Here is an 11,256-nt window from a genome sequence, read left to right as displayed (position 1 = left end):
ACTGTCCCCGTTATCCACTTCGATAAAGTTCGTTCCGAGAGAATTTATCGAATCCCCATATCTGGCGCAGCGGCTTCGTCCTTCACACATCATTCCTCAACTCACGCAGCGGAATGATGCTTATTCGCAGATGAAACAGATGACGCGTGTGATGCAGGATTGAATCGCAGGTGGTTACACGTCGAGTGAAGGCGGTCTGATGTTATATTCCCTGTCCAAGCTGTATGCCATGATGACCGCCCTGTCGATGTCTTCATAGGGGAAATCCGGAGCGCTCAGGACGAGATGGGGTGCTCTGTCATCGAATTTCAGGCCGAACTCTTCGCTCCTTTCATAGAGGACGGTGCCGGGGAGCACATGGAGGATGCTGAAGACAATGTTCGAGGGATGCATATCCATAATCGTCTTCACTGATTTGGCAAACTTGAAAAAGGTATCGCCGGGCAGCCCGATGATCAGATCCGAAGTGACTTCTATCCCGTTGGTTTCGAGAAGTCTTACCGCGTTGCGGTATTTTTCTTCATTGAAATACCGGTTGACATTCTTCAGGGTGTCTTTATGCACGGTCTGGGGACCCGTTTCAATGCTCCTGATGTTCGCCTTCTGAAAAAGTGCGATTGTCTCCTCGTCCACAAATTCGGCGATGATCTCGACTGTCCGCAATTCAGCCCCATACCGGTTAGTCTGTGATATCATGTCCACTATTTTCCTCAGGTATTCCTTTCTGCAGTTGAAGACTGTATCGACGAAGTGGAAGCTCTTTATTTCGGGATAACTCAGGATGAACTCGATTTCTCTCCTGACCCGATCCTCGGGAAAGAACCGGAGCTTCGGAAGGTTCTTTCCTTCAAAGCAGTAGTGGCATTTGAACATGCATCCGCGATAGGTCTCGATATAGGTCACCTTGTCCCGGGGCATGAGGATACCCTCCAGATAGGGAGAAGGGATTATGCCAAGGTCCTCAATGGGTGGTCTGTCCGGGGTCGCCTGAATCTGCCCGTTGTGCCGGAAACTCACGCCCTGAATATCTTCCAGACGTCCTTTTCCCGCATACCATCTCAGGAGTTCCAAAAAGGTGATCTCTCCTTCCCCTTTCACCACAAAATCGATAAAAGGGTTTTCACGGAGATACTTTTCACCGACCGGCCCGACCTCCGGACCTCCGAGGACGATCTTCGTTGCAGGGAAAATCGTTTTTACCATCCGCGCGGTGTCAAGAACCTTGGCAATATTCCAGCAATAGCATGAAAAACCAATCATATCAGGCCTGAACTGTGTCAGATAATAGACAACCTGCTGCACATTGAGCACCTCTGCATCGAAGTCGATGATCTCGATCTCGGCTGCATCCCGGATGAAAGCGTCCTTAAACGCATACGCCTTGAGATATCCGAGTGCGAGAGAAAAATGGTTCGCCCAGTTGAATGAGAGGAGAAGCACTCTTCTCTTAGCCATGGAAAGCCCTTATGTGTTCGGTGTATTTGGTAGCTGTGACCGGCGCAAAATCCCGGTCTCCGAATTGCGCGAGATGCCCTGCCTCGACTCCGGGGCAGATTTCCCCGAAGATGCAGGAAACGCACGCGCTATGGTGCTGAAACGTTCTTTCGTAAATCCCTGTTATGCCGGACAGAAGTTCTCCAATATGCGGTTCGAGTCCCCGCATAACGCAAAAGGGGATACCCTCGGTGAGAATCCAGACACGGTTGAAAATACTTATGTGAAGAGAATTTGCGACGTGGGGCATGAGAGCCCCGAAGGGGATGGAATAGTCCTCCACCGACAGGATGATACGGTTAATTCCGAAGTTCAATGCCGTAGTGACAGTATTTTCAAGATCAGCGAGATTGTCCCTGCAGACGGGTATACGTATGCTGGCAAATTTTTCATGGGGGAATTCAGTGATATTTTCCAATCCCTGAACCGTTTCCCGGAAGCTCCCGTTCACCCCGGTAATATGATCATGGAGAGAGGGGGTTGAAGCCCATAGTTTTACCTCAAAGAGGGCGCATCCCGCGCTGAAAATACCGCGGACATAGTGCGGGTCAGCGAACGCCCTCCCGTTTGTGAAGAGTTTGATTCTTCTGTATCCATTTCTTCTGGCCGCCTGAAGAATACTGAAGATATCGCGCCTTACAGTCGGTTCACCGCCATGAAACGCGATGCTGTCGGTTTCTCTCTGATTGATTAGCGCATCGACTGAGGGAAAATCACTCTGCGGTGAAGTCTTATGCTTTGCGGAACAGTAAAGACACGCATTGTTGCATTCACCGCCCAGGAATATCTCTTTATACTGCAGCAAGGATCTGCTTTCTACTGTTTTCCGACATACAAAATTATACCATACCCCCTTCTCCATCAAATTGAATCAGACCGAAAGAATCCTTTATAGTAAATGATATGTATAAAGAACGTGATTATGACGTGATCGTAATCGGCGCAGGGCATGCGGGCTGCGAAGCTGCGCTTGCGTCGTCGCGGATGGGTCTTTCCACCTGCCTCTTCACCATAAACCTCGATACCATTGCACAGATGTCCTGCAATCCGGCAGTGGGAGGACTCGCAAAAGGGCACCTTGTGAGGGAGATTGACGCTCTCGGCGGAGAGATGGCAAAGGTAACGGATCAGGCAGGGATTCAGTTCAGGATGCTGAACATGTCGAAAGGTCCTGCGGTATGGTCCCTTAGGGCCCAGGCTGACAGGGTTCTCTACAAGCTTGCAATGAAAAAAGCCGTCGAATCGCAGGAACATCTGGATATCAAGCAGGCGCTGGCAGAAAAAATCATTGCCGAGGACGGGAGAGTAAAAGGAGTAGTCACTTCTCTCGGTATCTTTTACGGGGCAGACGCAATTATTGTCACAACCGGCACATTCCTGAAGGGATTAATACATATCGGGCTCGAAAACTTCTCCGCCGGACGGGCCGGTGAGTTCCCTTCCATAGGGTTGTCCGATTCTCTGCGGGAACTGGGATTCAGCATGGGAAGGCTGAAGACCGGGACACCCCCAAGGCTCGATGCCAGGACCATCGACTTCTCAGCCACTGATCCTCAATACGGAGATATGCCCCCTCCCCCCTTTTCACACAGCACGATCGAGATCACCAACCCGCAGCTTCCCTGCTATATCACCTATACCAACAGGGCAACACATACGATCATACTGGATAATCTTGACCGTTCCCCCATGTACAGCGGCAGGATCACCGGAATCGGAGCACGATACTGTCCGTCGGTAGAAGACAAGGTGGTGAGGTTTGCGGAACGTGAGCGGCATCAGGTCTTTCTTGAACCCGAAGGGCTTGAGACAAAAGAATACTATGCAAACGGGATACCGACAAGTCTTCCCTATGATGTGCAGGTCAAGTTTGTGCGGACTATTCCCGGGCTTGAGAAAACCGAGATTATGAGGCCGGGATATGCAATCGAATACGACTACGTTTTCCCCAACCAGCTGAAGCATACTCTTGAGACCAAAAAGATCAACGGGCTGTTTCTGGCAGGCCAGATAAACGGGACGTCGGGCTATGAGGAGGCTGCTGCCCAGGGGCTCATGGCAGGGATCAACGCAGCGCTGAAACTTCAGAAAAGGGAACCGCTCATTCTTGGAAGACACGAGGCCTACATCGGCGTTCTCATCGATGACCTCATCACCAAGGGAACCAATGAACCATACCGGATGTTCACCTCCAGAGCTGAATACCGTCTTCTCCTTCGTCATGACAATGCTGACCTGCGCCTGATGGACAAGGGATTCGATACAGGGCTGCTCGAGAAAGATGTATATGCGCAATTTCTCGAAAAGAAACGGCTTATACGCGAAGAGCTTCAGCGGCTGAAAAAAATTCGGATCAGATACGATGATCCAAACAAGGCAGAATCCCTTGAGCAGCTTTTGAAAAGGCCTGAAATACGGTATGCGTTCATCGATGAACGTGCGCCATCCGATAAACCGCTTACCGGCGATATGAAAAAACAGGTCGAGATACAGGTTAAATACGACGGGTATATCCACCAGCAGCTTCAGATGGCTGAAAAGCTCAAGCACATCGAAGGAAAGAAGATACCCGGAGATTTTGAGTATTCTTCTGTCAACGGGCTTTCCCGGGAGGTATTGACCAAGCTCCAGGAGGTAAGGCCTGAAAATCTCGGGCAGGCGAGCAGAATCCCCGGAATCACACCGGCAGCGATCTCCCTCCTTATGGTCGCGATAGAGAGACTGAAGCGAGAGCGTGACCAGAGAACTGCTTAAAACAGGCATTGCTGCACTGGGATTCATCCCAGCAGGGGAACAGATCGAAGCATTTGGTTATTATCTTGCAGAACTGAAAAAGTGGAACAGGGCCTATAATCTTACCGGCATCACAAAAGATGAGGATATCATCATTAAGCATTTCATCGATTCCCTGCTGTATCTGAAAGCCCTGCCCGCTGGCATACTCACGGTTGCGGATATCGGAAGCGGGGCAGGGTTTCCGGGAATACCGATGAAAATAATCCGTCCGGACCTGTCCATATTCCTTATCGAGCCTTCAGGGAAAAAGACCGCCTTTCTCCGGCATATCATACGATCCCTCCGGCTTGAAGAGATCGGGGTCATTGAAAAGCGGATAGAGGATGTTACGGTAACTCAGGACTTATCCGCACCTGTAGATGCAGCGGTGACACGGGCGTTGTTTGATATCAGGAAATTCATTGGAAAGGCTTCACACATTGTCAGGAGTGAAGGATTCCTGATTCTCAGTAAAGGTCCAAGGGTACAGGAAGAACTCGGGAAGCTGAAGGACCGGAATTATGAAATATTACCCATTACCCTGCCGCTTGCAGACATTCAGAGATATCTCGTTATCGTACGCAGATAAATCAGGAACGGAAAACCAGGGATATGCCGGGAACGCGCTTTAACCCTGTCTCATTAATTTGGCATATCCTTCAGCAACGATGGTATGATCTGCCTTTTCAGCGATCGCTGATGTTTCAATAATCCTTTTGTTCATTGACTGCACCTCTGCTGCCACAAACACCGTTTCTCCGGCCTTGAGGGGATGCCTGAATCTCACCACCATCTCTGCCGTAACAGCCGGCATTCCCTGCAGCAAGGCAGCCTTGACCATTGCCTCATCCAGAATGGCAGAGATAATGCCACCGTGCACAATGTCTTTATAGCCCTGATGGATCTTTTGCGGAGTGAATTCTGTGCGTACCTTCCCATCCCTCAGAGAGAACTTCAGATGAAGGCCTGCGGGGTTGGTTTCCCCGCATATAAAGCAGTAATTGTCGTCTTCCCAGATGTGCTTCACAGAAGAACGCTGAGTCCCGAAGGAGAGGGCAGAGGACTTGCAAGGCCTTTCATATCCATGAAAGGAGATGCTTCCTCAAAAGACCGCATTTCTGTCAGGACACACATATGCAGGAAATTTCCGCCGCGTATTCTTCGTGTTACACCGGGCCATTGCACCGGACAGACAGCCTGCCGGTACATATGCCAGGGGAATTACTTGTTCATCATTTCCAGGAAGTCTTTATTGCTCTTTGTACCCATAAGCTTCCCGAGGAGAAACTCTATGCTCTCAACCGTGCTGAGGGGGGTCAGTACCTTTCTCAATATCCACATCTTGTTCAGCACATCCCTGTCGACAAGGAGCTCTTCTTTTCGTGTGCCTGATGCATTGATATCGATTGTCGGGAATATCCTCTTGTCAACAAGTTTCCGGTCAAGATGGAGTTCCATGTTACCGGTTCCCTTGAACTCTTCGAATATGACGTCATCCATTCTGCTCCCGGTATCCACAAGCGCGGTTGCGATAATGGTTAAGCTTCCCCCTTCTTCTATGTTTCTTGCGGTACCGAAAAACCTCTTGGGTCTCTGGAGCGCATTGGAGTCGAGTCCGCCTGAGAGCACCTTCCCGCTTGCCGGGATGACGGCATTGTATGCGCGCGCCAGCCGCGTAATGCTGTCCAGGAGAATGACCACATTCCTCTTGCACTCGACAAGGCGCTTTGCCCTTTCGATCACCATCTCCGATACCTGGCAATGCCGCTGGGGCGGCTCATCAAATGTTGAACTGATTATCTCTGCCGTGGGAACCTGCCGCTTCCAGTCGGTCACTTCCTCCGGCCTCTCATCGATCAGGAGGATCATAAGATGGATATCCCGGTGGTTCTTCTTGATAGCCTTGGCAATGGACTGCAGAAGCATGGTTTTTCCGGTTCGCGGTGCGGCGACGATCATTCCTCTCTGCCCCATGCCGATGGGGGATATGAGGTCCATTACCCTTGTCGAGAAATCATTATGGTCATATTCAAGCTTGATCTTTTCGGTCGGGTAGTAAGGAATCAGGTTATCAAACAGCGGTCTGTTGATATTCTCTTCAGGGGATTCGTGGTTAATCGCTTCCACCTTGAGGAGGGCAAAATACCGCTCACTCTCTTTCGGAGGGCGTATCTGGCCCGAGACAAGGTCGCCGGTTCTCAGGTTAAACCTTCGTATCTGCGAAGGCGATACATAAATATCATCCGGACCCGGCAGGTAGCTGTAGTCAGGTGACCTCAAAAATCCAAAACCGTCGGGCAGGATTTCCAGCACCCCTTCGGAAAATACATACCCAGTTTTTTCTGTCTGTGCCTGGAGTATGGCGAAGATCAGATCCTGCTTCCGCATGCTGCTTGCGCCTTCAACATTCAGATCCCTCGCTACGTCGGTAAGCTCGTCAATCGTTTTCTCTTTCAGTTCGGAAATAGAAATATGATCTGTCACTGCACTTTTCTTCGGGTTTTCCATCATTATACTCCTATCAGGATTACTCTTATTCGGTGGTTTAATGACCCGGTAGGACTTTGCCTATCCAGGGAGGTTTATACGGTTATTCGACGAAGATTGTCTTTTCCATACCATACTAAATGAGAAATGCCTTTGTCAATACCAGATTGTACTGCATGTAACGCCAGATCAATAAATAAATAATTATATTTACTAATTCCGGGTTTTCATAAATAATAGAAATCATATCCGCATTCATGGAAGGAGAATACAATTGTGAGCGAAATGCTGATGGTGCAGGACCTCTGGGTATCCGTCGGTGACAGACAGGTATTGAAGGGCGTGAATTTCTCGATGAATTACGGGGAAATCAATATGCTGTTCGGTCCCAATGGAGCAGGCAAAACAACCTTCATGATGACACTGATGGGATTTCCAAAATATAAAATAGAGCAGGGCCGGATCTATTTCAAAGGCAACGATATTACCGGCATGGATCTTTCTGAAAGGGCACGGCTCGGCCTCGGCATATCTTTTCAGCGGCCGCCTACCGTGAAAGGTGTCACGCTGAGCAGAATGATCGAAATCATCAATGGTTCTGACATGCAGGATATCTCCGCAAAAGTCCAGAAGCTCAACCTTTCTGAGCACCTGAACAGGGGACTGAATGACGGATTTTCCGGTGGAGAGATGAAACGCTCGGAGCTTCTCCAGCTTATGGTCCAGCGACCCGATCTGGTCCTCATCGATGAACCGGAATCAGGGGTAGACATAGAAAACATTGCGCTCGTAGGTGAGGCGATAAACTCGCTCCTTGGAAAAGACAAAGTGAAAGACCCGAAGAGAAGTGCGATTATCATTACTCATACCGGCTATATCCTTGACTTCGTGAACGCAGATAAGGGGTATATCGTATTTGACGGAAATCTGCTCTGCAGGGGTAATCCCCGCGATATCCTTGCGGAGATCAAAAAGCATGGCTACAGGAGGTGCGCGGAATGCCGATAAGCGAAACACGCCTTTCAGAGATACGGGCAAAAGCCGAAAGTGCAAAAGACAAAAAGGCCTTCTTCGGTCCGGACATAGATCTTTCACAATATAACCAGCATATAGAGAGGGGAAAAATCGAGAGCCTCGAAAGCCTTTCGCATCAGGCTCAGGAGGCAGCGATCCTTACAGGAATCAATCTGAATGAAGAATACCGGGCCGGGTCCTTTCTGCAGGTCGACCAGTCTGTGGTGTATGAAAGCCTGAATAAGGCATATGAGGGGCAGCTGGAGATCATGAGCACGTCCGATGCACTGACCAGATACGACTGGATTGAGGAGTACTTCTGGAAATCGGTCCCCATAGACCAGGACAAATATACCGCACAGGCAGCACTGAATATGACCCACGGCTATTTCATCCGGGTATTTCCTCATCAGAAACCCCAGTACCCTGTGCAGTCATGCCTTCTGGTAGCGGAAAACTATATAAGTCAAAACGTGCATAATATCATCATTGTGGAGGAAGGTGCGGAACTCCAGGTGATCACCGGCTGCACCCTGTCGGACAGCAGTGCAGAAGGGATTCATCTTGGGATTTCAGAATTTTATGTAAAAAAGGGCGGGAAGCTTTTTTTCACGATGATCCATAACTGGGCAGACAATTTTCATGTCAGGCCGAGAACATGGGCGGTCGTCGAAGAAGACGGTTCTTTTGTGAGCAATTACGTGCTCCTGAAGCCGGTCAAATCCATACAGGCCTTTCCCGTCGCGCATCTTAAGGGGGACAGGTCATCTGCAAAGTTCAATACAGTCGTCTACGGACTCAGGGACTCATATATCGATCTCGGTTCCAGGATTATCCTTGAAGGGACTGATACCCGGGGGGAATCTGTCGCACGGACGATTGCCGCTGATAAAAGCATTATCTTTGCGCGGGGAGACCTTGTTGCAAAGACCAGGGAGTATTGCCTTGCGCATCTCGACTGTCGCGGGATTCTATTCTCACGGCAGGCAAAGATTGACGCCATCCCGCAGCTGGTCTCGGACGGTTCCCTGAAGGCAGAGCTTTCACATGAGGCATCGATCGGTCCCATCTCTGAGGAACAGGTGGAGTATCTCATGTCCAGAGGCATATCGCGGGAGGATGCTGTTTCCGTCATCACCTCAGGGTTTCTCAATCTTGATATCCCCTATATTCCCGAGTTTCTCGACAAGAATATCAAAGAGGTGATAAAGGCCACTGCCCATGAGGCGCTGTGAAGCTCATACAATAAATTGGCAAATTGGCAAATTTTGGCAAATTGGGGACAACCCCCTTATTACCATTTGAATATCAGCTCCTATTCTATCCCTCTTGCCATTACATGATGCAGCACTCCGGGAGCTTCTAGTCTTGCTTGTCTTGGCATGGCAACATCTTAGTATATGTTGGTTATCTTGGCAACGTCCCCTAGCTTTGCGTCTATCTCTTACCAAGAGGCCATGCTTCGCCGGAGAACCTTACCCCTATTCCTTTCTCTTTTCTCTCAGTCTTGGCTCGATAAGGAATCCGAATGCAAGACCTTCAACGCATACCCAGAGTATTAAATACTCAACAAAGTCGGATTGAACCGTTTTAAAAATAATTTTGGGAAGAATATATGCAAGCACGAACAAAGCTATGAATGACAATTTCTTGATTTTTGCTTCAACTTTTAAATATGAATCAATCTTGAAATATAGGAACAGGATTACGGATGTAATTGGAACAGAAAATAGAATGATCTTGACGACACTGCTCATATCGTCAAATTTTTTTATTGTTGCAATAACTGCAAAAATGACTGCCAATAAAATAAATAATGAATCCCTTTTCAGATCGGGCTTATACTTTATTTTGTCAATGTCTATGAATTTCATGCGTACCTCGCCACCCGCCCTTTCATAAATTTTCTCCTTAATTTTGTAAACATTGATATCCATTCCAAAAACTCTGTTTTAATTACATTGCACATAAATGTTACAAAAATAGTCGCTAAAATAACTTGCCATCCTGCTATACTTCCAGCAACTGCTGCAGCAGCTATAAAGGCTATTGTTGCAAATTCAAGAAGAGCAACGGAAGCGATTAAAATTGAAGAGGCAACTTTTTCTTCTGGACTTGTATCTGGATCATTAAGAACTTTATTTAGATCTTGATATATTTCGATCAGAAACACAAAAAAGTTTGCCTTTTTCCCAATTCCCTCAAAAAACTTTGATTCAATGAGACTTCTTAAAAATTCATTCTTGATGTCTAATATTGCAAACAGTGTGTCAAAAATGCTCCAATACTCTTTTTTCAATTTTATTTCTGCCCCATTCATCCCACCACTTATCATGTATGCCCCTGCTCCGGTTACAGGGTCGATGATTATATATCCGCATCCGATCCATCCGTTGAATATGATATTCGTCTTTGATACCGTGACAACTTTCCCTGCGTTGACAGCGTTAACAATATCACTTTTAACATCACTGTCAACCTGAAGTTGGGGCAAGATAGAGGCTATGTTTGTCTGGTTGATGGTATAAATAGTGATTCCCTGATCATTGGCAAGCTGTAAGGCTTTTACCGCAGAAATCCCCTGTGCTGGGTTTTCTGGCGTTGAGAACAACTGTTCTGGCACTGAGTGCTCAAAAGCAGAGCTATTCATTCCAGATGCAAGGAAGAACTGTTTTGGTTTTTCTGTATTTCCATCCAGAGACTTAACGAGTGTCATTAGTCTATCCGCATCCATTGCCAGTCCGCCTGAACTAACGGATATCGGTATTCCGAATGCGAAGTTTCTCTTGAGTTCAAAAGAAAAGATCGTCTCTGAAGGTTGGATGATTGCCATAACGCCCATTGTTTTGGCTGTTCTTAAATTCCTTCTTGCAATTATCTGCTTTTGGATTATTGTTCATTCATTATAGATGTGTCTTATTTGCCTTTTTTTAGCATAATTATAAGTAGAATTTCCAAACCAGCAATAATTAAAACATAGGCCAATGCAATAACTTTAGAAAATCCTACTTTAAAGTCATGCAAAGTTAAAACGTTTAATATTTTTTCAGTCTCGATATATCCGTTACCGCTCATCACCGTAATTATAAGAACGATTGATAATAGTAGAATTCCACACGCGAGCGTTTTAATTCCTTGTGAGACTTCTATCCATTTCTGGCGGGTATAATAGATATAAAGGGTAGCTATAAAAGCACCAATTATTGTAATAATTCTTATGAATAGTCTCGCTGATAAGTCATCAATCATTCTTTTAATCCCTCCACACAATGTGCGAATTCATATACTGCAACTGTAGCAGCTAAAAGTCCAAAAAGGTTTTTAAATATGAGAATAGAAATATTCTCAATTCCAAATTCTGTGCACGCCATGAGTTAATGATACCGAAATCAGAAAAAACTGGGTAACACTTTTCCATTCAGGGTCACGGTTACAAAACCTTTCTTATTCAGCCAGGCCTCGACGGCAATACGCCAGGCCGCCTGC

General features: G+C 47.3%; 11 protein-coding genes. 4 read left to right on the top strand and 7 right to left on the bottom strand.

Features of this window, described 5'->3' with window-relative positions; genetic code table 11:
- Positions 1-174: 174 nt before the first annotated feature.
- Entirely contained in the window at positions 175-1,455 is a 1,281-nt protein-coding gene (locus AB1552_14165; protein ID MEW6054904.1) for a radical SAM protein, read from the bottom strand.
- Positions 1,448-2,299, bottom strand: a complete 852-nt coding sequence (locus AB1552_14160; protein MEW6054903.1) for a radical SAM protein — start codon at positions 2,297-2,299, stop codon at positions 1,448-1,450. Before AB1552_14160 ends, AB1552_14165 begins: the two co-directional genes overlap by 8 nt.
- 98 nt (positions 2,300-2,397) lie before the next feature.
- Here AB1552_14160 and mnmG point away from each other — a divergent pair, with 98 nt between their 5' ends.
- Positions 2,398-4,248 (top strand): tRNA uridine-5-carboxymethylaminomethyl(34) synthesis enzyme MnmG, encoded by a 1,851-nt coding sequence (mnmG, locus tag AB1552_14155; GenBank protein MEW6054902.1) that lies wholly within the window; start codon positions 2,398-2,400, stop codon positions 4,246-4,248.
- Positions 4,229-4,858 (top strand): 16S rRNA (guanine(527)-N(7))-methyltransferase RsmG, encoded by a 630-nt coding sequence (gene rsmG / locus AB1552_14150; GenBank protein ID MEW6054901.1) that lies wholly within the window; start codon positions 4,229-4,231, stop codon positions 4,856-4,858. The genes mnmG and rsmG overlap by 20 nt, the downstream gene beginning before the upstream one ends.
- 39 nt (positions 4,859-4,897) lie before the next feature.
- Here rsmG and AB1552_14145 read toward each other — a convergent pair whose 3' ends face one another.
- Positions 4,898-5,296 carry a PaaI family thioesterase gene (locus AB1552_14145; protein MEW6054900.1) on the bottom strand — a complete coding sequence of 133 codons (399 nt, stop codon included), beginning with the start codon at positions 5,294-5,296 and terminating at the stop codon, positions 4,898-4,900.
- A 194-nt stretch (positions 5,297-5,490) separates the two neighbouring features.
- A complete protein-coding gene (gene rho, locus AB1552_14140; protein ID MEW6054899.1) occupies positions 5,491-6,741 on the bottom strand; it encodes a transcription termination factor Rho in 1,251 nt (416 codons plus the stop codon).
- 300 nt (positions 6,742-7,041) lie between these two features.
- Here rho and AB1552_14135 point away from each other — a divergent pair, with 300 nt between their 5' ends.
- Both AB1552_14135 and AB1552_14130 read left to right on the top strand, forming a co-directional pair.
- Positions 7,042-7,764, top strand: coding sequence for an ABC transporter ATP-binding protein (locus tag AB1552_14135; protein ID MEW6054898.1), 723 nt, complete (start codon positions 7,042-7,044; stop codon positions 7,762-7,764).
- Entirely contained in the window at positions 7,755-9,005 is a 1,251-nt protein-coding gene (locus tag AB1552_14130; protein ID MEW6054897.1) for a SufD family Fe-S cluster assembly protein, read from the top strand. The genes AB1552_14135 and AB1552_14130 overlap by 10 nt, the downstream gene beginning before the upstream one ends.
- A gap of 246 nt (positions 9,006-9,251) precedes the next feature.
- Here the strand turns inward: AB1552_14130 and AB1552_14125 are convergent, their stop codons facing one another.
- From AB1552_14125 to AB1552_14115, 3 genes are all read right to left on the bottom strand, one after another.
- Positions 9,252-9,644 (bottom strand): hypothetical protein, encoded by a 393-nt coding sequence (locus tag AB1552_14125; protein MEW6054896.1) that lies wholly within the window; start codon positions 9,642-9,644, stop codon positions 9,252-9,254.
- Positions 9,641-10,603, bottom strand: coding sequence for a hypothetical protein (locus AB1552_14120; protein ID MEW6054895.1), 963 nt, complete (start codon positions 10,601-10,603; stop codon positions 9,641-9,643). Before AB1552_14120 ends, AB1552_14125 begins: the two co-directional genes overlap by 4 nt.
- A gap of 83 nt (positions 10,604-10,686) precedes the next feature.
- Positions 10,687-11,019, bottom strand: coding sequence for a hypothetical protein (locus tag AB1552_14115; protein MEW6054894.1), 333 nt, complete (start codon positions 11,017-11,019; stop codon positions 10,687-10,689).
- Positions 11,020-11,256: the final 237 nt, after the last annotated feature.

The organism is Nitrospirota bacterium, assembly GCA_040754395.1.
Classification (GTDB): Bacteria; Nitrospirota; Thermodesulfovibrionia; order Thermodesulfovibrionales; family SM23-35; genus JBFMCL01.
This window is presented reverse-complemented; position numbering and strand designations above follow the sequence as displayed.

What these genes read in the sequence shown, in the direction of transcription:
- AB1552_14115 (MEW6054894.1), bottom strand. Translation starts at nt 11,019, where the DNA reads ATGATTGATGACTTATCAGCGAGACTATTCATAAGAATTATTACAATA.
- AB1552_14135 (MEW6054898.1), top strand. Translation starts at nt 7,042, where the DNA reads ATGCTGATGGTGCAGGACCTCTGGGTATCCGTCGGTGACAGACAGGTA.
- AB1552_14125 (MEW6054896.1), bottom strand. Translation starts at nt 9,644, where the DNA reads ATGAAATTCATAGACATTGACAAAATAAAGTATAAGCCCGATCTGAAA.
- mnmG (MEW6054902.1), top strand. Translation starts at nt 2,398, where the DNA reads ATGTATAAAGAACGTGATTATGACGTGATCGTAATCGGCGCAGGGCAT.
- AB1552_14130 (MEW6054897.1), top strand. Translation starts at nt 7,755, where the DNA reads ATGCCGATAAGCGAAACACGCCTTTCAGAGATACGGGCAAAAGCCGAA.
- AB1552_14165 (MEW6054904.1), bottom strand. Translation starts at nt 1,455, where the DNA reads ATGGCTAAGAGAAGAGTGCTTCTCCTCTCATTCAACTGGGCGAACCAT.
- AB1552_14120 (MEW6054895.1), bottom strand. Translation starts at nt 10,603, where the DNA reads ATGGCAATCATCCAACCTTCAGAGACGATCTTTTCTTTTGAACTCAAG.